The sequence below is a fragment of the Microbacterium sp. cf046 genome, assembly GCF_900114345.1.
In the GTDB taxonomy this organism is placed as follows: domain Bacteria; phylum Actinomycetota; class Actinomycetes; order Actinomycetales; family Microbacteriaceae; genus Microbacterium.
Genome location: NZ_FOZJ01000001.1, coordinates 1,182,758 through 1,203,356, shown reverse-complemented (window position 1 = coordinate 1,203,356; position 20,599 = coordinate 1,182,758). Strand labels below are relative to the sequence as shown.

The following is a 20,599-nucleotide window of genomic DNA, read 5'->3' as shown; positions in this document are numbered from 1 at the left end:
TTCAGCCCACCCCCACCACGGACCGCGGGAGCGAGACCGACGCGACGGGTGCGCCGTGGGGGACGATGTCGGAGACATCGTCGTCGTCGCGGGATGCCATGACGATCGCCAGTCTCCGATCGCCCTCGCGAGCCGACGTGAGGGCCGCTCGCACCTCGGCGCGGGTCGCCGGGTCGGCGATGTCGTCGGCCGCGTCCAGCATGAGCACCGCCGGGCGCAGCCGGAGCCCGTCATCGAGGGCCCGTATCGCCTCCGACCGGTCCTCCAGCACCACGTACGACGTCCGCGAACGCAGCGAGCTCGCGCGCACGGGCAGGACGAGGCCCGCCACCTTGAGTCGCACCGCCGTCGCCGGAGTCCGTCCGCCCAGCGCCAGGAGCAGCGCCGTGCGGTCCTCCGCATCCCCGCCGTGGATCAGGAGCACGCCGCCGATGGGGACCATCGCATCGACTGCCGCCGCCGAGTCCGTGGGCGCGCCCGGCACCCGCAGACGCTCTGCCGCGATCGCGACGCCGTCACCGTCGTCGGGCCAGTCGGCGAGCTCCAGTTCCTCGGCGAGGCCCTCCCCTTCGACGTCGAAGCTCGGCAGCAGTCGGTCCATCCACGCCGGCATCCGCCACGCGGCATCCTTGAACACCACCAGGATCGCGGGGATCAGCGCCATGCGCACGATGAAGGCGTCGATCACGACACCGACGGCGAGGCCGAACGCGATCGGCTTGATGTTCGCGTCACCCTCAGGGACGAACGCCGCGAACACTGCGAACATGATCGTCGCCGCCGCGGTCACGACCCGGGCGGACGCCACGAACCCGTGATGGACCGCATCCACGGGGTCCCCGTGGTGGACGTAGTGCTCCCGCATCCGTGAGACGAGGAACACCTCGTAGTCCATCGCGAGTCCGAAGAGCACGCCCATGAGGATGATGGGCATGAAGCTGACGACGGAGCCCACTCCCTGCACGTTCAGCGGCCCGGCCAGGAAGCCGTCCACGAACACCAGCGTGGTCAGACCGAACGCCGCAGCGATCGACAGGACGTAGCCGAGGGCGGCGGTGACCGGCACGACGATCGATCGGAAGACCATCGCGAGCAGGATGAGCGAAAGGCCGACCACGACGATCCCGAATGGCAGCAGCGCGCCCCCGAGTCGCGCTGAGATGTCGATGCCAGCCGCGGTGTAGCCGGTCACCGAGAGGTCGACGCCGTACTCCTCGGCGAACTGGTCGTGCATCGACCTCAGCGTCGCGACGAGCTCCGCGGTCGTCTCCGAGCTCGGCGAGCCCTCGGAGATCACCTGGACGATGCCGGTGTCGCCGGTCTCGTTCGGGGTCGCAAGCGGAACCGACGCGACCCCTGGGACGGTGCTGATCTCGGCGCCGATGTCGTTCATGAGCGTCACGGGATCCGTGCTCTGGATCACCGATCCCATGACCAGGAGAGGTCCGTTGAAACCCGGACCGAAGTACTCCGAGATCAGGTCGTACGTGACCCGGCCCGGGGTGTCCTCGTCGAGGGAGCCCGCATCGGGGAGTGCGAGTCTCAGATGCGCGGCCGGCAGCGCGAGGGCGCCGAGGCCCACGACGATCAGCACGATCGTCACGATCGGCCACCGCGTCACGGTCCGCACCCATCCCCAGAAGAAGCCGCGCGGATGATCCGACGGCTTCGACGCCACCAGGCTCGGGTCGAGCTCCTCGTCTTCGCGTTCCTGGGCTGCGGCGTCCTTCGCCGCGGTCTCGTCGTCAACGGCTCCCCCGGGCGTCTGCGCTTGATCGCCCGAACCGGCGGCGGCATCCGGCTCCGCATCCGGCGCTGCAACCCCGTCGGCAGCCGCCGCAGCATCGGCATCCGGTCCCGCAGCCGCCGCGGCATCCGCATCCGTCGCGGCCCCCGCATCAGCGCCGGCGCCGGCATCCGCCGCATCGGCGGGGGCGGATGCCGCTTCCTTGCCCTTCCGCGCGTGGTGCGGCCGGAGCCTGCGCGGCAGGATGCGCCACCCCGCGAACCCGAGCAGGGCGGGCGTCAGGGTCAGGGAGATGACCACCGCGATCGCGACGGCGAGCGCGGCAGCAAGACCCATCGTCGTGAGGAACGGGATGCCGGCGACCGCGAGACCGGCGAGCGCGATGATCACCGTCGCGGCGGCGAAGACGACCGCCGACCCCGACGTCGCCACCGCGCGGGCGGCGGATTCCTCGGGCTCGATCCCGCGCCGCAGCTGCTCCTGATGTCGCGCGAGGATGAACAGCGCGTAGTCGATCCCGACCGCGAGGCCCAGCATCAGCGCCAGCAGGGGCGTCGTCGAGGTGATCGTCATGAACCGCGTCGCGGCCAGCACGATCGCAAGCGACGCTCCCACCCCGAGCAGGGCGGTCAGCAGCGGCAGACCTGCCGCGATCAGCGATCCGAACGTGATGAACAGCACCACGAACGCGATCGCGATGCCCAGCAGCTCGGTGACGCTGATCCCCGTGTCGCTCTGCGAGAAGAGCTGGCCGCCCACGGACACTTCGCTGCCCTCGGGCAGTGCCGCCTCCAGGGCGGCGCCGGCCTCCTGCAGCGCGTCGGACGTCGTCGGCAGCACGACTGTCGCGGCGACCGAGAGCTGAATCGGAACGAGCACTGCCGCATCGTCGTCGGAGATGCCGGCCGCCGAGGTCGACGAATACGGCGAGGACGCGGCCAGCACCTGCGGGATCGTGGCGATCTCGGTGACCGCTGCCTCGACCGCAGCCTGGAACGACGGATCGGTGACGTCCTCGCCGTCGGGCGCGACGGCGATGAGCTGCGCGGAAGTGCCGGTGACCTGCGGGAACGTGCGCGCGAGCGAGTCGAGCGCCTCCTGCGACTCCGTCCCGGGGATGTCGTACGTGTTGTCGGTTCCGACGCCGAGCGAGCCGGCGGCGGCGAACAGCACCAGCAGGATGGCGGCCCACATCAGCACCATGCGCCAGCGCGCACCGAAGGCCCAGCGCCCGAGTGCGTACAGGGCTGACGACACCCCGAACTCCCCTCGCTCGTTCATCCCGTGACCGTCCGGGCCGAAGGCGAGGAGGATCACACGGCTGGCCCCAGGCTAGGGGTGTACCGCGGGGCGTGACAACGGGATCAACGCCGTCGGCGCCCGTGGGGAGCGTCGATCGACGCGCGCCGGGAGGGATGCCGCGGCATCCGCTCCGCTCAGCTGGGCTGTGCGGCCAGCCCGTCGATGACCTCGTTGAAGGTCTCGGACGGGCGCATCACGGCCTCGACCAGCTGCGGGTCGGGGCGGTAATAGCCGCCGATGTCGACCGGAGAGCCCTGCACCTCGAGCAGCTCGCCCACGATCCGCTGCTCCTGCGCAGCGAGCGCCTCGGCGATCGGTGCGAAGGTCGCAGCGAGCTCGGCATCCGCCTGCTGGCTCGCCAGCTCCTGCGCCCAGTACAGGGCGAGGTAGAAGTGGCTGCCGCGGTTGTCGATCGTGCCGAGCGCACGCCCGGGCGACTTGTCGTTCTCGAGGAACGTGCCGGTCGCGGCATCCAGTGTGTCCGCCAGCACCTGCGCCTTCGGGTTGTCGGCGAAGTTCGCCACGTGCTCGAGCGAAGCGGCGAGGGCGAAGAACTCGCCGAGCGAGTCCCACCGCAGGTAATCCTCTTCCAGCAGCTGCTGCACGTGCTTCGGCGCCGAGCCGCCGGCGCCTGTCTCGAAGAGTCCGCCGCCTGCCAGGAGCGGCACGATCGAGAGCATCTTGGCGCTCGTTCCCACCTCGAGGATCGGGAACAGGTCGGTGAGGTAGTCCCTCAGCACGTTGCCGGTCACCGAAATGGTGTCCAGTCCGTGGCGCATGCGCGCCAGGGTGTACCGCGTCGCCTCCTCAGGCGCCAGGATCGTGATCTGGATGCCGCTCGTGTCCAGCAGCGCGAGCGCCTGGTGGACCTTCGCGATGAGCTGCGCGTCGTGCGAGCGGTTGACATCCAGCCAGAAGACCGCCGGGTCGCCCGTCGCGCGCGCACGCTTGACGGCCAGGCGCACCCAGTCCATCACCGCGAGGTGCTTGGTCTGCGTCGCGCGCCAGATGTCGCCCGTGCCCACCGTGTGCTCGATGAGCACCTCGCCGGCGGAGTCGACGATCTGCACGACTCCGGGTGCCGCGATCTCGAACGTCTTGTCGTGGCTGCCGTACTCCTCGGCGGCCTGCGCCATGAGGCCGACGTTCGGGACGGTTCCGATGGTCGCCGGGTCCAGCGGACCGTTCGCGATCACGTCGTCGATCGTGGCCTGATAGACGCCCGCATAGGAGGAGTCGGGGATCACCGCAAGCGTGTCGGCCTCGCCGCCGTCGACTCCCCAGAGCTTTCCGCCGTTGCGCACCAGGGCCGGCATGGATGCGTCGACGATCACGTCGGACGGGACGTGCAGGTTCGTGATGCCCTTGTCGGAGTTCGTATACGACAGCCGGGGTCCGCGCTCCAGGTCCGCCGCGATGGCCGCCGCGATCTCATCGCCGCCCTCGACCTCGCCGAGGCCCGCGAGGATCGACCCGAGGCCGTTGTTCGGAGTGAGGCCCGCGGCCTCCAGGCGGTCGCCGTAGCGGGCGAAGACGTCGGGGAAGTACGCCTTGACGACATGGCCGAAGATGATCGGGTCGCTGACCTTCATCATCGTGGCCTTCAGGTGCACGGAGTACAGCACGTCCGCAGCGGCGGCGGCTTCGAGCGTCTCGGCGAGGAAGGCATCCAGCGCGGCCGCCGACAGGAAGGTCGCATCGATGATCTCCCGCGGAAGCACCTTCAGGTCGTCCTTGAGCACGGTGACCGTGCCGTCCTCGGCGATGTGGCGGATCGTCAGGACGTCATCGTGCGCGGCGACCCACGACTTCTCGTTGGACTTGAAGTCGTCGTGGCCCATCGTCGCGACCCGGGTCTTGGAGCCTTCCGCGAACGGCTTGTTGCGATGCGGATGCTTGCGCGCGTAGTTCTTCACCGAGAGGGGCGCGCGGCGGTCGCTGTTGCCCTCGCGCAGGACCGGGTTGACAGCGGAGCCCTTGATGCGGTCGTACCGCGCGCGGATGTCCTTCTCCTCGAGCGACTGCGCGTCGTCGGGATAGTCCGGGATGTCGAACCCCTGAGCCTGCAGCTCGGCGATCGCCGCCTTCAGCTGAGGGATCGACGCGGAGATGTTCGGAAGCTTGATGATGTTCGCCTCGGGAAGCGTCGCGAGTCCGCCGAGCTCGGCGAGCGCATCGCCAACCTGCTGCTCGGGAGTGAGCTTCTGCGGGAACGCGGCGAGCACGCGCCCGGACAGCGAGATGTCCCGTGTCTCGACATCCACGCCCGCCTGCCGGGTGATCGCCTTGACGATCGGCAGGAACGAGGCCGTCGCCAGTGCCGGAGCCTCGTCTGTGTGGGTGTAGAAGATGGTCGATTCGGTCACCGGGGAGTCTCCGTTCGGGTCGTGATTCCAGCCTATCGCAACGGGAAAGTATCTCGACATCGAGATACTTCGGGAAGTGAACTCCTCGTTAAGCGAGGACACGGACTGTGACGGATGCGGCGATTGCGGACTAGCCTGTGCGTATGGCTGAGCTGAGACTGGTGGAACTGTCGGCGACGACGATCGTCGCGGTCAACACACTGGGCCTCAAGCCCGGTCAGGAGCAGTTCCTGGCTCCCGTGAGCTACGGGGTCGCGGCCACTGTCGTCAATCCGCAGACCACCTGGCAGCGCGTGGTGGTGGACGGCGACGAGGTCGTGGGATTCGTCAGCGCGAACTTCGATCCCGACGCCACCGAGGAGCATTTCCGCTCCGTGCTGTGGCGGATCAACGTCGACGCGGACGACCAGGGACGCGGCGTCGGCCGCTTCGCGGTCGAGGAGCTGATCGAAGAGGCGCGGCGGCGCGGCATGGACCACGTCGACGTCATCTACGAGGCAGGCGAGGGCGGCCCGGAGGCCTTCTTCACCCGCGTCGGGTTCACGCCGGTGAACGAGACGGAGTACGGCGAGGTCATCGCCGAGATCCGCCTCTAGCCGAGACCCGCCCCCCGGATCACACCAGCGACTCCCGCCACGCCGCGTGCAGGCGGGCGAAGCGCCCGTCGCCCCCGATGAGGTTGTCGGGGGTGTCGTCCTCGATGATCTCGCCGTGCTCCATCACCAGCACGCGGTCTGCGATCGCGACAGTGGACAGCCGGTGCGCGATGATGATCGCGGTCCGGTCGGCCAGCAGCGTCTGCAGCGCGTCCTGGATCTGGCGCTCGCTCGGGATGTCGAGCGACGCCGTCGCCTCGTCCAGGATCAGCACCGCGGGATTGGCCAGGAAGGCGCGCGCGAACGAGATCAGCTGACGCTGACCCGCCGAGACGCGCCCGCCGCGCTTGTTGACGTCGGTGCTGTAGCCGTCCGGAAGGCGCTCGATGAAGGCATCCGCGCCCACCGCACGCGCGGCCGCGCGGATCTCATCCAGCGTCGCGTCGGGCTTGCCGAGCGCGATGTTGTCGGCGACCGTCCCGCTGAACAGATACGCCTCCTGCGTGACCATGACGATCGCGCGCCGGAGGTCCTTCGGGTGCAGCAGGCGCAGGTCCACGCCGTCGAGCGTGATCCGGCCCCGGGTCGGGTCGTAGAACCGCGACACCAGCTTCGCGAGCGTCGACTTGCCCGCGCCCGTGGTGCCGACCAGCGCAATCGTCTCGCCGGCCGGGATGTCGAGCGTGAAATCGGGCAGGATCGTGCGCCCGCTGCTGTAGCCGAACTCGACGTCCTCGAAGCGGATGTGCCCGCGGGCCTGCCACAGGTCGACCGGCTTGGCCGGATCCGGAACCGTGGGCTCCTCCTCGAGCACGCCCGAGACCTTCTCCAGCGCGGCCGTGGCCGACTGGTATGAGTTCAGGAAGAACGCCACCTCCTGCAGCGGCGCGAAGAAGTTCCGCACGTACAGCACGGCGGCGATGAGCGTTCCGATCAGGATCGACCCGTCCACCACGCGGATGCCGCCCCACAGCAGCACGAGGGCGACCGTGACCGAGGCCACCGCCATGAGCCCCGGCTCGAACGTGCCGAACAGGCGGATGGAGCGCATGTTGACGTCGCGGTAGTCGCTCGCGAGCCCGCCGAATTCGTCGTCGTTGCGCACCTCCTTGCGGAACGCCTTGACGGCGCGGACGCCGGTCATCGTCTCGACGAACTTGACGATCACCTTCGCGCTGATCACGCGTGACTCGCGGTAGACGACCTGCGAGCGGGTGTAGAACCAGCGCATGAGCAGATAGAGCGGGAGTCCCATCACGATCAGGATGACGCCCGACTCCCAGTCCAGCAGCAGCAGCGCGATGAGCGTGAACCCGCCGTAGAGGATGCCGGAGACGAGCTCGTTGAGGCCGCCGTCGAGCAGTTCGCGGATCGTGTCGAGGTCGCTGGTCTGCCGCGAGATGATGCGACCCGACGTGTAGGACTCGTGGAACTCCAGGCTGAGCCGCTGCGTGTGCAGGAAGATCCGCTTGCGCAGATCGAGCATGATCGCCTGGGTGAGGCGCGCCGCGACCACGACATACCAGCCGATGAGCCCTGCACCGCCGAGCGCGGTGATGAGGTACACCGCGACGACGCCGATGGTCGGCATCCAGTTCATCTGGTCGACGACGGCCGGCAGCGCGGTGTTGATCCCGTACGCGATCAGGGCGGGCCCGAGCACGCGCAGGGCCGTGGAGACGATCAGCACGACCGCGGCGAGCACGAGCTGCCACTTCAGCGGCGAGACGAGCGAGCCGAGCAGTCGGAGGGAGCGCCGGCGGATGCTGCGGCTCTCGTCCTGGGTGTAGTCCGAGCGGTCTTCGCCGCTGGTTCCTTCGACGGTTGCAGTGCTCACAGGTTCACCTCCCTCTCCCGCATGCGGGCTTGCTCGTCCTCGAGACTCGAGATGACGTGTCGGTAGTGCTCGCTGTCTCGCAGCAGCTCGGAGTGCGTGCCGACCGCAGTGATGCGGCCGGACTCGAGCAGGGCGACGCGGTCGGCGAGCGTGACGGTCGATGGCCGGTGCGCGACCACGAGTGCCGTGGTCGCGTGCAGGACCTCGCGCAGCGCATCCTCGACGAGGGCCTCGGTGTCGACGTCGAGGGCCGACAGCGGGTCGTCCAGCACGAGCACGGAGGGCCGCGCGGCGACCGCCCGCGCGAGCGCGAGGCGCTGACGCTGACCGCCGGAGAGCGAGAGGCCCTCCTCGCCGATGACCGTGTCGACTCCGTTGGGCAGGTCGTCCACGAACTGAGCCTGAGCGACCTGCAGGGCCTCGCGCATGACGGCCTCCGCTTCCGGGCTGCCCGGCTCGAGGTCTTCGCGGCCGAGGAGCACGTTGTCGCGCACGGTCTGCGAGAACAGCGTGGCGTCCTCGAACGCCATGCCGACATGGGTGCGCAGCTCGCGCAGCGTCAGGTCGCGGACATCCACGCCGTCGAGCGTCACGCGCCCGCCGGTCACGTCGTACAGACGCGAGGGCAGGGTCGTGAGCGTGGTCTTCCCCGAGCCGGTGAGCCCGACCAGGGCCATGGTCTCCCCCGGCCGGAGCACGAGGTCGATACCGTCGAGGAGGTCGCGCTCCTGGGTCGCGGCATCCTGATAGCGGAAGTGCACTCCCTCGAACACGAGCTCGCCGCGCGGGCGATCGATCGTGGCCGGCTGCGCCGGGTCGATGATCGTGTTCTCCTCGTCGAACACTTCGAAGATCCGGTCGGTCGCCGTGCGCGCGTCGAGCGTGAACGAGAACAGGAATCCGATCGACTCCATCGGCCAGCGCAGCACGGTCGCCATCGCGAAGAACGCGATGAGCTCGGCGACCTGCAGCTGGCCGAGCTGGACGAGGTAGATGCCGGCGCCGAGGCACAGCGCGAACGCCATGTCGGGCAGCAGCACGAGCCAGAACCAGATGACGCCGATCGCGCGCGCCTTGCGCAGCTCCGTCTGGCGCAGCGACTCCGCCTGCTCGGTGAACTTGTGCAGCGCGTGCTTGCCGCGGCCGAACGCCTTCAGGACGCGGATGCCGTGCACGCTCTCCTCGACCGAGGTGGCGAGATCGCCCGCCTGGTCCTGGCTCTGGCGCGCGAGGGTGCCGTAGGTCTTCTCGAAGCGGTAGCCGGTGTACCAGAGCGGCAGCGAGCACACCAGGAAGATCGTGCCGAGCAGCCAGTGCCAGCGGAACAGCAGCACCGTGCCGACCGCGATCGTCAGCACGTTGACCACGAGCAGCACCAGGCCGAAGGCCATCCAGCGGCGCAGCATGCTGATGTCCTGCATCATGCGGCTGAGCAGCTGTCCGGACTGCCACCGATCGTGGAACGACACCGGAAGGCGCTGCAGCCGCGCGTAGAAGCCCTTGCGGATGTCGTACTCGACCTTGGTCGCCGGCCCGAGGACGAACCAGCGTCGCAGCCACACCATGAGGGCTTCGAGCAGTCCCAGGACGAGGATGAGCGCCGAGCCCCACACCAGCTGCGCGGGGTCGCCGGAGCTGATCGGCCCGCGCACGATCACCTCGAGCACGAGCGGGATCGACAGCGCGAGCAGGCTCGCGACGAGCGCGCTCACGGCACCGAGGGTCAGTCGCGGGATCACCGGTTTGGCGAACGGGATGAGTCGGGCGAGCGCCCTCGGCGTGGAGAGGCGGCCGTCGTGTGGTGCAGCGGTGGAGGTCATGATCCTTGTGGGAATGGGTCGCGCAGGGTGGAGAGATTGTCGTGGGTGGTCGCCGGGCACGGCGACTGGCGGTGACGCCTGTCGAAGGGAACGCGCGGATCGCCGGGCCTATGCCCGGAAGGTTCGGCTCAGCCGAAGAGTCGCGGGGTTCCGATCGGGTCGCGGAGGATGACGGCGACCGGCGTGACGGCAACGGCGATCGTGTTCATGGCATCCTCCTTCGATGGGTGTCCGCATCGCGCGGACCAGAGCCCTCCAGCCTAGCCCCCACGGTTCCGCCGATGCAACCGCTCCCGCGGGCCGGGTTGCCGGGTCATCCGGCTGCGGCGAAACCACCCCTTCTCGCCGAGTCCACCCGGATCGGTGCGACCAGACCGGGTGGACTCGGCGAGAAGGGGTGGTTCGGACGATGAGGGAGAAGCTCAGGCAGCGACCTCGCGCGACAGCAGGCTGCGCTTCACATCGAGCCCCCAGGCGAACCCACCGAGCGAACCGTCCGAGCGCAGCACGCGGTGACAGGGGACGAACAGGGCGGGCGCGTTGCGCGCGCAGATGGATGCCGCGGCCCTCACCGCGCTCGGCTGACCGAGCGCCGCCGCGAACTCCGCGTACGAGAGGGGCTGACCGGGCTCGATTCTGCGCAGGGCCGCCCAGCCAGCGAGCTGCATCTCGGTGCCCTGCTGGGAGACCGAGACATCGTCGATCGCCGAGACGTCTCCGCCGTAGTATGCGAACACCGCGGCCGCGGCATCCGTCTCGATCTCGCGCACGCTGTCCGGCCGCAGCCTGGGGTGGATGCGCGCGATCGCAGCCTCGGCGTCGGCCGTCCAGCCGGATGCGAGCACGCGGCCCCGGTCGTCGGCGACGAGCGTGAACGCTCCGTCGGGGGTGTCGATGGTCTGAATGCTCGCGGTCATCGCGGGGCCTCCTCGGTGCTCGGTCGTCGGACCGTTGGTGCGGATGTCTTCTGGTGTGACGGATGCGGCGCGCCGGGCGCCGCTGCTCCGACGACCGGGCGGGCGGATGCCGACCCGTGGCCGGCAGGGTCGGTCGTGGCCGCCGGCGCGGAGGCGCGCCACAGGTGCGCGGTCAGATAGCTGCGCCAGGGGGCGGTGCGCGCTGCCCAGGCCTCGAGCGGGCGCGCGTCGGCGGGGAGACCGGCCCGCGCCGCTCCCGTTCGCACGGCGACATCGCCCGGCAGGAACACATCCGTGTCTCCGAGCACCCGCATGCGCACGTAGTCGGCGGTCCAGGGGCCGATGCCAGGCATCGCCAGCAGCGCGGCGCGCTGATCGGCTGCCTCGTCGCCCGGCCCCAGCGAGAGCGTCCCGTCCGCGAGGGCGGACGCCGCGCCGATGATCGCTCGCGTGCGCGCGGCGGGGCCGCGCAGCACCTCGTGCCCGTGCTCGGCGATGGCCGTCATGGTCGGGAAGAGGCGATCCTGGGGCGCGAGGTCTCCGCCGTCATCCGGCGCGAGCGCGACGCGCTCCCCCAGCGCCTCGGTCAGCGCCGTGAGCGCGGTGCGTGCGGCGGCGACCGTGATCTGCTGGCCGACCATGGCGCGCACGAGCATCTCGTGCGGGTCGGCGGCGCCGGGCACTCGGATGCCCGGCACCTGCGCGACGAGGGGGGCGAGTTCGGGATGCCGCGCCAACGCGTTGTCGACGGCGATCGGATCGGCATCCAGGTCGAACAGACGGCGCGCCCGCGTGACGAGCGTGGACAGATCGCCGAGGTTCGTGAGCCTCGCACGCAGCCGCACCCGGCCGACCTCGTCCAGGCGCAGCTCGAACCACGCCGCCCCGCCGGCGAGGCGGAGAGTGCGGGCGAAGCTGCTCGCGGTCGCCGCCTCGACCCCGTGGACGGCGCGGGCGCCCATCCACGCGAACAGGCCGTCCGCGTCGAGCGGGCCGCGGTAGGGGAGGACCAGGTCGATCGCTCCGGGGGTTTCGGCACCCGGCGTCCGTCGGCGACGCGCGCGGATGTCGAGCGGCGGCATGCCGAACACCTCGCGGACCGTGTCGTTGAACTGGCGGATGCTGGAGAAGCCCGCCGAGAACGCGACGTCGGCGGCCGGAAGGTCCGTGCCCACCAGCAGCATGCGCGCGGTGTGCGCACGGTGCGCGCGGCTGAGCGCGAGCGGGCCCGCGCCGAGTTCGGCGGTGAGGAGTCTGGTCAGGTGGCGGGGCGAGTAGCCGAGGCGCCGGGCCAGGCCAGGCACCCCCTCGCGCTCGACGACGCCGTCGGCGATCAGTCGCATGGCGCGGGCGGTCGTGTCGCCCCGCAGATCCCACTCGGGTGAACCCGGCGCGGCTTCGGGCAGGCAGCGCTTGCAGGCGCGATAGCCGGCCTCGTGGGCGGCGGCGCTCGTGGCGTAGAACGACACGTTCGACGGCTTCGGGGTGCGTGCTGGGCAGCTCGGCCGGCAGTAGATCCCGGTGGAGCTGACCGCGGTGACGAACTGGCCGTCGAAGCGGGGATCGCGCGATCGGATCACGCTGTACCGCTCGTCGAAGGTCATGGTCGGGATGCTCACGTGTTCCAGCCTGCCACGTCTCGCGGCATCCGACTGGCGGAAATCGGACACCGCGATGACGAGAGCGGGCGACCCTCCTCCGAGGGCCGCCCGCGTCAGCTCGACCGATCGCGATCCGCTCAGCCGATCTGGATCAGCTCAACCGATCGCGATCCGCTCAGCCGGTCACGATCGCGAAACCACCGCTCGGCACTGGCACGTTCCGCGCGCCTCGCAGGTCGTAGCTGCGCACCTCGGCGCCAGATGCGTCGTACACGACGACCGTCGCGCGCTGCCCGTCACGGCCGACCCGGATCGGCTGCGGCGTGAGAGCGCTCGAGTGCACGAGTTCCGTCGTGCCCCCGTCGCCGGTGAGCACCAGGCGGGAGGCCATCGGACGCACCAGCAGGGTGTCAAGCTGCACCGCGCCGTGCGTGACGTCCACCCGGACATGCTCACGGCCGGTCTGCACCGACTGGGCGAGCGAGTGCGGCAGGAGCACGCCGTACGTCGGCGAGATCCCCTGCGGGGGCGCGGACTCCTCGAGGACTCGGAGCGGACGGCGATCCGACGTCCACTTCGAGCTGCTTCCCTCCGCGCTGTCGGACCACACGACGGGCTCGACCCAGCGCCGCGTCTCCGCGGCGCCGATGTCGAAGATCGCGTGCTGTCCCGCGGTGAGCGTCAGGGCGCTTCCCGACCAGCTGGACTCGCCCGTCCACGACTCCGGCGTGCTGACGGTGCCGTCGGTTTCTGTCGCCGCCTCGGTTTCGACGAGCTCGAGACCGACCCGTTCTGCGATCGTGGTGATCGACGAGGCTCGGGCGGCCAGCTCGGGTCGCGCGTCGAGCGCGATCATCGTGAGCAGCCCGTGGATCGTGCTCTCGGCGCCGCTGTTGCGGTTGATCGTGCCGTCGGGCTGAAGGCCGTCGAAGGTGATGCCGGTCGCGGGGTCGTAGATCGGCTCGCCGGCGCGGTTCGCACCGAAGAACCATGCGGCCTGCATGCCCGCCAGCGCCTCGAACCCGGCGGAGCCGGTGGCATCGGCGACGGCGAGCAGGGACTGCACGCGCGAGTCGGCTCCGTACGCGATCTGCACGCGGTCGGTCGGGCTCGGGAACCAGCCGTTGTCCGGACCGCCTGCGGTCAGCAGCGTCGGCGTGAAGACTGCCGCGTCCATGATCGCCGGCTCGGCGAGCGCGGGATCGCCGAGCACGACAGATGCCTCGGCCAGCGCTGCGGGCATCTGCGAGCCCCAGGCGTGCCACATGCTGCGGGACTGCGCCCACGGCAGCACCGCGCCGTACGGCCACGACTGCACGGATCCGGCCGACATCGCCGCGATCCCCTCTGCGAGCTTGCGCATCGCGTCGCGGGAGGTCGTGTCGGCCGGCTGCGCCTCGACGCGGGCGGCCAGACCCAGCACGGCTTCGGCTGAGGCATCCGCCCCGTCGACGATCAGCCACGCCGGAACGCGCATGCCGTCCGATTCCGCCCACTCGCCGTAGTTCACCAGCACCTGCCGGTCCAATGCGCCGACGGAGAGTGCGAGCCGGTCCTCGAGGAACGCCGCGAATTCAGGATCGGCGTCCTGGAACGCCGCGTAGCCCTCGCCGAGCGCCCAGATCGTGCGCGCGAGCCAGTAGCTCGGCCCGGAGTCGGACGGGTCGGGCAGCTCGACGGGTTCGGCGGACGGATTCAGCGTGCCGTCGGGCTGCATCCACAGCACCACGTTGCCCGCGTTCGGTCCGTCGGTCGTCTGCAGATACGCCAGGGACCGCAGCAGTTCGTATGCGCTGTCGCGACTCGTCTCGGCGCCGGTCAGCGTCCAGTGCCGCAGGTAGACGACGGCGGCACGCGCGACGTCGTCCGCGTTGTACGCACCCTGTCCCCACGTATTGGTGGCCGGATCGAGGGGGCCGCCGCCCACTCGCTGGAAGGTGCCTCCGGGCCGCGCGTCGGCGTAGGTCCACGGGAGGATGAGCGCCGGCTCGTCGGCGAGCCGGTAGGTCGTGTGCCCGTCGACGACCGCCGGCGGCGTCGCCTCGTCGAGCAGGAAATCGAGGTGTGCGAGGTTCGTGAGCGGCGCGGCCACGGCGGCGGCAGACGACGTCGCCGTCTCGCGGAGGGTTGCGGATGCCGGGGCGACGGCTCCGCCGACCGATACGGCGGCCGCGACCAGGAGGGCGAGCACGGGTCTGACGGCCGACGACAGCCTGCTCGTCTGCCGCCGTGAAGCGTCACGCAGGGCGGTTGCCTGCCGGCCGTCGTCGTGCGGATGGGGGACGTGCATCATCGCAACTCCTCATGGCGTGACCCAGGTGTCGGGTCCAAGAACCGGTTGGTTCCAGTCCGCCTGCTCGTCAGCCGGACCACCAGCCCCTTGTCCGACGTCGGCATCCGGTGTACTCGCGCGCCAGCGCCCGAGACGGCTGTTTTCGTCGGCACCGATCTCTCACCCACGGCACCGGATACCGTGAAGGAATGAGCGAACGCGAATACGACGTCATCGTGATCGGAGCGGGCACAGTCGGCGAGAACGTCGCCGACCGTGCGAAGCAGGGCGGCATGGACACCGTCATCGTCGAGGCCGAGCTCGTGGGCGGCGAATGCTCGTACTGGGCATGCATGCCGTCCAAGGGCCTCCTGCGCAGCGCGGCGGCCCTCCGAGCCGCGCGGGATCTCGACGGCGCGAAGCAGGCGATCACGGGCGATCTCGATGTCGCGGGGGTGCTGCGCCGCCGCGACCGCATCGCGCACGATTGGAACGACGACTCGCAGGTGCGCTGGCTCGAGCAGACCGGGATCGACCTGGTGCGGGGCCATGCGGAGTTCACCGGAGTCAAGCGCGTGCGCGTCACCGCCGAGGACGGCACCGTCACCGATCTCGTCGCGCGGCACGCGGTCGCGGTCTCGACCGGTTCGGCCGCACTTCTGCCCGACATCCCCGGACTGCGTGAGATCGAGCCGTGGACGAGCCGGGATGCCACGAGCGCCCATGTGATCCCCGCTTCTCTGGCGATCCTCGGCGGCGGTGTCGTCGGCGCGGAGATGGCGACCGCGTACGCCGGATTCGGCACGAAGGTGACGCTCATCGTCCGCTCGACGCTGCTCGATCACCTCGAGCCTTTCGCGGGCGAGATGGTGGAGGCGGCTCTCACGAAGCTCGGGGTGACGGTCCGCACCGGAGTCGAAGTGACCGAGGCGCACCGCACCGACAAGAACGCCGTGCTCACCCTCTCCGACGGCGGCCGGGTCGTCGCCGAAGAGGTGCTGGTCGCGATCGGCCGCACCCCGCGCACGACCGATCTCGGGCTGGAGCGGATCGGCTTCCAGCCCGGAGCCTGGCTCGCCGTCGACGACACCCTGCTGGTGAAGGGCACGGACTGGCTCTACGCCGTCGGCGACGTCAATCACCGTGCACTGCTGACCCACCAGGGCAAGTACCAGGCGCGCGCCGCCGGCGACGTCATCGCCGCACGCGCCAAAGGCCTGCCCGTCGACGACGCGCCCTGGGGCGCACACGTGGCCACAGCCGATCACGACCACGTGCCGCAGGTCACCTTCACCGATCCCGAGGTCGCGTCGGTCGGACTCACCGAAGCGGCGGCGCGGGAGGCGGGGCGCAGCATCCGCGTGCTCGACTACGACCTGTCCTGGATCGGCGGGGCGACGACGTATGCCGATCACTACGAGGGGATGGCGCGCGCCATCGTGGATGAGGATCGCGGGGTGCTGATCGGCGCGACCTTCGTCGGGCCGGACGTCGCGGAACTCCTGCACTCGGCCACCGTCGCGATCGTCGGCGAGGTGTCGATCGATCGCCTGTGGCACGCGGTGCCGTCCTACCCGACGGTCAGCGAGGTATGGCTGCGCTGGCTCGAGGCGTACGGCCGCCCGCCCCTCTGAACGGCACCGAGACCGCGGAGCGCCCGCGTCAGTGGAAGAAGTGCCGCTCGCCGGTGAAGAACATGGTGACGCCCGCCTTCTGAGCCGCGTCGATGACCTCCTGGTCGCGGACCGAACCACCGGGCTGCACGATCATCGAGATGCCGGCGTCGAGCAGCACCTGCGGGCCGTCCGCGAAGGGGAAGAACGCATCGGATGCCGCAACCGAGCCCGCCGCACGATCGCCGGCGCGCTCGACCGCGAGGCGGCACGAGTCGACCCGATTGACCTGGCCCATGCCGATGCCGACCGTCGCCGAACCCTTGGCGAGGACGATCGCGTTCGACTTCACGGCGCGACAGGCCTTCCACGCGAACACCAGATTGGTCATCTCCTCGTCGGAGGGCCGTTCGCCCGAGACGAGCTGCCAGTCCTTCGCGACCGACTCGATGTCATCGGGGAAGCGGTCGGCATCCTGCAGCAGCAGGCCGCCCGAGACCAGACGCACGTCCATCCGCTCCTGCTGCCAGTCGACCGGCAGCTGCAGGATGCGCAGGTTCTTCTTGAGCGCGAAGACCTCGAGCGCGGCCGGCTCGAAGTCCGGTGCCACGATGACCTCGGTGAAGATGTCGCGCAGGTTCTCGGCCATCTTCAGGGTCACGGTGCGGTTCGCCGCGATCACGCCGCCGAAGGCCGAGACCGGGTCGCACTCGTGCGCGCGCAGGTGGGCGCTGGCGATCGGATCGAGGGCATTCGGGGCGGCGACGGCGATTCCGCAGGGATTCGCGTGCTTGATGATCGCGACCGCGGGCTTGACCATGTCGAACGCGGCGCGAAGCGCAGCATCCGCATCGACGTAGTTGTTGTAGGACATCTCCTTGCCCTGCAGCTGCATCGCCTGGGCGATGCCGTGACCGCCGACGCGGGTGTAGATCGCCGCGCGCTGGTGGGAGTTCTCGCCGTACCGCAGGGTCGCCAGCCGCTCGGCCTTGATCGTGAGGTGCTGCGGGAGGTCGGGTTCGCCGAGGGTCTGCTCGGCGAACCAGGTCGCCACCGCCCGGTCGTACTCGCACGTGTGGGCGAACGCCCGCGCGGCGAGCTCGCGGCGCTGGGTGAGCGTGGTGCCGCCGTTGCCGATCGCGTCGATGATCGCGGGGTAGGAGCCCGGTGAGACGACGATCGCGACGTTCGCGAAGTTCTTGGCCGATGCCCGCACCATGGCGGGACCGCCGATGTCGATCTGCTCGACGACCGCATCGCCCTCGGCGCCGGATGCGACAGTCTCGACGAACGGGTACAGATTCACCACCACGAGCTCGAACGGGTCGATATCGAGTGCGGCGAGCTGACGCTCGTGGTCTTCCAGGCGCAGATCGGCGAGCAGGCCGGCGTGGACTCCGGGATGGAGGGTCTTGACCCGCCCGTCCAGCGACTCGGGGAATCCGGTGACCGAGGCCACATCCGTCACCTCGTGGCCCGCATCACGGATCGTGGCCGCCGTGGAGCCGGTGGAGACGATCTCGATCCCGGCCGCATCCAGCGCCTCGGCGAGACGGAGGAGGTCCGTCTTGTCGCTGACCGAGACGAGTGCGCGCCGGATCGGCACGACGTCGCGGTCGCGGTAGAGGGACGGATCGTGGCTGGGGCCGGCCATGGGGGCTCCTCGGTTCTCGTTGGGCAGTGGGTGCGTGGAGGTTCTTCGCTCGGGACTCAGGCCATCGCGGCGAGGTCGAGATCCCCGGTCGCGATGCGGCGCACGACGTCGATCAGGAGCCGTCGCTCGACGGGCTTGATGCGCTCGTGCAGCGTGTGCTCGTCGTCGCCGGGCAGGACGGGGATCCGCTCCTGCGCCAGTATCGGGCCGCTGTCGACGCCGTTGTCGACGATGATCACGCTCGCACCGGTCTGGGCGACGCCCGCGGCGAGCGCATCGCGCACGCCGTGCGCCCCCGGGAACTCGGGCAGATACGCCGGGTGGGTGTTGATGATGCGAGGCGACCAGGCATCCACCAGGGCCGGCGGCAGCAGCCGCATGAGTCCGCTCAGCACGACGAGGTCCGGCTTCCAGACATCCAGCTGCGCGCCCAGCTCGGCGCCCCACTCGTCGCGCGTGTCGAACTCCCGCCACGGGACGAGCATCGTGGGGATGCTGTACTCCTCGGCATGCGCGAATCCGTCGGCTTCACGATCCGCGCCGACGACGACGACGCGCGCCGGAAAGTCGGGATCGGCCGCCTCGTCGAGCAGGGCCCGCAGATTGGACCCCGCGCCCGAGATGAGGACGGCGACCGTGAGCACGCGCCTAGTCTATCGGCGGCCGCTCCTGCGTCAGCGGCGGCAGGGGCCGGGGCCGGCGGGGTCCGAGATCCTCGGTCGCCGTGCCGTCCGGGTCGGCGGGCGGACGCCGCGGCGCGGGCGCGCTGTTCGGCGACGGGACGTCGATCGGGGCGGTGTCGGCCGCATTCGCGCCATCACTGACGTCGGCATCGGGCGACGGCGTGGAGTCGACCGACGTGGCGGCCTCCGTCCCCACGGGAAGTGGAACGCTCGCGAGCTCCTTCGGACGGCGGCGCGGCGAGAGCAGCAGGATCGCGGCGCCGAGCAGCACCTCGAGCCCGACCGCGAGCGCGACCGGACCGGGCGCCGGGCCGAGCTCCGCGAGGCGACCCGGGCCGATCGATCCCGAGGCGAGGTGTGCGAGGAGGGCTGCGCCCGCCGCCGACAGCAGCGCGATTCCGAGGGCGATCACCGCGCGAGCGGCGATCGCGTCGGGATTCCCGTCCGTCTCGTCGCCGGGAATCCCGCCGCTGTCGTCGGTTCCGATCTGATCGGGGGGCCGCGCCGAGTCGACACCTGCGAGCAAGGCGGTCAGGGCCGAGCTGCGTGCGGCTTCGGGGGCCGCATCCCATTCCGCGGGCACGAATCGGGGCGCCTCGGCGACGGCGATCTCCGGCGCGACCAGGCGGGATCGCGCCACCCATCCGGCGAGTGCGCCGACGCCGACGGGCAGCAGCGCGAGCAGCAGCAGCCACGGCGTCGTCGATTCGGGCAGCGCTCCCAGGATCGGGATGCCGGGGATGACGCCCAGCTGGGTGCCGGCGGGCGACACCGCGGTGTCCGCGCCGACCGCGAAACCCGGCCCGGCGACGAAGGACATGCCCCACACCACGAGCGTCGGCAGGTACGCGAGCTGCGCGAGGGTCACCACGGTCGCGCCGAGGGCGTCCACGTGCGCAGCCTCGAAGAGCGCGATCACCTCTCCTCCGCGCAGGATCAGCGCGACCGCGAACGCCAGGGCGCCGAGGCCGACCAGGCCCGCGAGCACGACCGCAGTGCCACGCACGATGAGCCCGGGCGCCTCCCCCCAGCCGTGCCGCGCCGACTCGACGCGATCGCGCAGCCGTGCCACGAACCCGGTCCCCGCTTCGCGCCACTCGGTCACGAACGCGCCGGCCAGCAGCGGCAGTGTGAACACGAGCGAGGGGAACAGGATCGCCTGCCAGCGCTCCACTTCGGCGAGCGTGTTGGCCGACGTGAGGGCGATCAGGGTCGTCGCGGCTGCGAAGACGAGCGACCCGGTGATCACACCCGTGACCCACGCATCGGCCCGTGAGGCGCGCACACCAGAGCGCGCGGCGAAGATCGCGGTGAACGCGGCGAAGGCGAGCGGCGCCAGCGAGAGGACGAAGGATGCCGAGCCGAGGTCGATCCCCGCAACCGCGAGGTAATCGCCGGGGAGCGTCACCTGCAGCGGAACCAGGTTCCCGAACTGCCAGATCGTGGCGCCGGCGGGCCAGAGTGCTCCCCAGTCGGCGGAACCGCCCATCCCGAGCACCCACAGCAGGGTCAGCGGGGCCAGGGTCGCCGCAACGCCGACGGCCGCCGCGATGGCGGCGTCGACGGCGGAGAGGATGACGACGATCAGGCGATGCATGCCTCATCGACCCTACCCAGGCCGAGCCCGCGCCCCGCCTCCCGGCACGCCCGCGCGCGGCATCCGCAGATGCGCGGCTCAGCCCTCGAGCGGCTCCAGCACGAAGACGGCGATGAGCCGGTCGGTCTTGGTCTGGTACTTGTCGTAATCGGGCCACACCGCGCTGGAGCGAGCCCACCACTCGTCGCGCTCGGCGCCGGCCAGCTCGCGCGCACGGTAGTCGCGCTTGTCGGCTCCGTCCTGCAGCTCCACATGCGCGTGGCGTCGCATGTTCTCCGCCCATCGAGGCTCATCGTGCGCCCCGCCCTTCGAGGCGACGACCGCGTAGCGACCGTCGTGCTCGACGCGCATGAGTGCCGTCTTGCGCAAGGCGCCGGACTTCGCGCCGACCGTCGTCAGCACGATGATCGGCACTCCGCGCAGCAGATTCGCCTCGGCGCCGCCCGACGCCTCGAAGCGCTCGGCCTGCGAGCGGGCCCATGCCGACGTGCTCGGCTTGTACTCTCCTGTCAATGGCATCTGCCCACCGTATCCGCCCGGAGAAGGGGGTCGGCGCACCGCTCCCAGGACACTTTCCGGCACGGGTCTCGCGGT

13 protein-coding genes are annotated in these 20,599 nt (G+C 70.5%); 2 read left to right on the top strand and 11 right to left on the bottom strand.

What is annotated here, in order from left to right; translation table 11 throughout:
* Position 1: 1 nt before the first annotated feature.
* Complete coding sequence (locus BM349_RS05445; RefSeq protein ID WP_139230887.1) at positions 2–3,028, bottom strand: MMPL family transporter; 3,027 nt, start codon at positions 3,026–3,028, stop codon at positions 2–4.
* Between the two features lie 155 nt (positions 3,029–3,183).
* Positions 3,184–5,415, bottom strand: a complete 2,232-nt coding sequence (locus BM349_RS05440) for an NADP-dependent isocitrate dehydrogenase (RefSeq protein ID WP_091704097.1) — start codon at positions 5,413–5,415, stop codon at positions 3,184–3,186.
* A gap of 143 nt (positions 5,416–5,558) precedes the next feature.
* Between BM349_RS05440 and BM349_RS05435 the strand changes: the two genes are divergently transcribed.
* On the top strand, positions 5,559–6,011 hold the full coding sequence (locus BM349_RS05435; RefSeq protein WP_091704094.1) for a GNAT family N-acetyltransferase: 453 nt from the start codon (positions 5,559–5,561) through the stop codon (positions 6,009–6,011).
* Between the two features lie 19 nt (positions 6,012–6,030).
* On the opposite strand, the gene BM349_RS05430 is transcribed toward BM349_RS05435, so the two are convergent.
* The 5 genes from BM349_RS05430 to BM349_RS05410 form a co-directional block, all read right to left on the bottom strand.
* Positions 6,031–7,848 carry an ABC transporter ATP-binding protein gene (locus BM349_RS05430; RefSeq protein WP_091704089.1) on the bottom strand — a complete coding sequence of 606 codons (1,818 nt, stop codon included), beginning with the start codon at positions 7,846–7,848 and terminating at the stop codon, positions 6,031–6,033.
* The gene (locus BM349_RS05425; RefSeq protein WP_091704085.1) at positions 7,845–9,668 is read right to left on the bottom strand and encodes an ABC transporter ATP-binding protein; all 1,824 of its coding nucleotides are present in this window, start codon (positions 9,666–9,668) and stop codon (positions 7,845–7,847) included. Before BM349_RS05425 ends, BM349_RS05430 begins: the two co-directional genes overlap by 4 nt.
* A gap of 422 nt (positions 9,669–10,090) precedes the next feature.
* Entirely contained in the window at positions 10,091–10,585 is a 495-nt protein-coding gene (locus BM349_RS05420) for a methylated-DNA--[protein]-cysteine S-methyltransferase (protein WP_091704081.1), read from the bottom strand.
* Positions 10,582–12,189, bottom strand: coding sequence for a DNA-3-methyladenine glycosylase 2 family protein (locus BM349_RS05415; RefSeq protein WP_091705000.1), 1,608 nt, complete (start codon positions 12,187–12,189; stop codon positions 10,582–10,584). The genes BM349_RS05420 and BM349_RS05415 overlap by 4 nt, the downstream gene beginning before the upstream one ends.
* A 172-nt stretch (positions 12,190–12,361) precedes the next feature.
* Positions 12,362–14,479 carry a hypothetical protein gene (locus tag BM349_RS05410; protein ID WP_254773737.1) on the bottom strand — a complete coding sequence of 706 codons (2,118 nt, stop codon included), beginning with the start codon at positions 14,477–14,479 and terminating at the stop codon, positions 12,362–12,364.
* A 188-nt stretch (positions 14,480–14,667) separates the two neighbouring features.
* Here BM349_RS05410 and BM349_RS05405 point away from each other — a divergent pair, with 188 nt between their 5' ends.
* Entirely contained in the window at positions 14,668–16,092 is a 1,425-nt protein-coding gene (locus BM349_RS05405) for a dihydrolipoyl dehydrogenase family protein (protein ID WP_091704078.1), read from the top strand.
* Between the two features lie 28 nt (positions 16,093–16,120).
* On the opposite strand, the gene purH is transcribed toward BM349_RS05405, so the two are convergent.
* From purH to BM349_RS05385, 4 genes are all read right to left on the bottom strand, one after another.
* Positions 16,121–17,725 (bottom strand): bifunctional phosphoribosylaminoimidazolecarboxamide formyltransferase/IMP cyclohydrolase, encoded by a 1,605-nt coding sequence (purH, locus tag BM349_RS05400; RefSeq protein WP_091704073.1) that lies wholly within the window; start codon positions 17,723–17,725, stop codon positions 16,121–16,123.
* 56 nt (positions 17,726–17,781) lie between these two features.
* Positions 17,782–18,369, bottom strand: coding sequence for a phosphoribosylglycinamide formyltransferase (gene purN / locus BM349_RS05395; protein ID WP_091704069.1), 588 nt, complete (start codon positions 18,367–18,369; stop codon positions 17,782–17,784).
* A 4-nt stretch (positions 18,370–18,373) separates the two neighbouring features.
* The gene (locus BM349_RS05390; protein WP_091704065.1) at positions 18,374–20,005 is read right to left on the bottom strand and encodes a cell division protein PerM; all 1,632 of its coding nucleotides are present in this window, start codon (positions 20,003–20,005) and stop codon (positions 18,374–18,376) included.
* Positions 20,006–20,083: 78 nt separating this feature from the next.
* Positions 20,084–20,524 (bottom strand): nitroreductase family deazaflavin-dependent oxidoreductase, encoded by a 441-nt coding sequence (locus BM349_RS05385; RefSeq protein WP_091704061.1) that lies wholly within the window; start codon positions 20,522–20,524, stop codon positions 20,084–20,086.
* Positions 20,525–20,599: the final 75 nt, after the last annotated feature.

Bases quoted from the DNA above. Each gene is read 5' to 3' on its own strand.
- BM349_RS05445 (WP_139230887.1), bottom strand. From the start codon at position 3,028: ATGAACGAGCGAGGGGAGTTCGGGGTGTCGTCAGCCCTGTACGCACTC.
- BM349_RS05435 (WP_091704094.1), top strand. From the start codon at position 5,559: ATGGCTGAGCTGAGACTGGTGGAACTGTCGGCGACGACGATCGTCGCG.
- BM349_RS05425 (WP_091704085.1), bottom strand. From the start codon at position 9,668: ATGACCTCCACCGCTGCACCACACGACGGCCGCCTCTCCACGCCGAGG.
- BM349_RS05420 (WP_091704081.1), bottom strand. From the start codon at position 10,585: ATGACCGCGAGCATTCAGACCATCGACACCCCCGACGGAGCGTTCACG.
- BM349_RS05415 (WP_091705000.1), bottom strand. From the start codon at position 12,189: ATGACCTTCGACGAGCGGTACAGCGTGATCCGATCGCGCGATCCCCGC.
- BM349_RS05410 (WP_254773737.1), bottom strand. From the start codon at position 14,479: ATGATGCACGTCCCCCATCCGCACGACGACGGCCGGCAGGCAACCGCC.
- BM349_RS05405 (WP_091704078.1), top strand. From the start codon at position 14,668: ATGAGCGAACGCGAATACGACGTCATCGTGATCGGAGCGGGCACAGTC.
- purH (WP_091704073.1), bottom strand. From the start codon at position 17,725: ATGGCCGGCCCCAGCCACGATCCGTCCCTCTACCGCGACCGCGACGTC.
- BM349_RS05390 (WP_091704065.1), bottom strand. From the start codon at position 20,005: ATGCATCGCCTGATCGTCGTCATCCTCTCCGCCGTCGACGCCGCCATC.
- BM349_RS05385 (WP_091704061.1), bottom strand. From the start codon at position 20,524: ATGCCATTGACAGGAGAGTACAAGCCGAGCACGTCGGCATGGGCCCGC.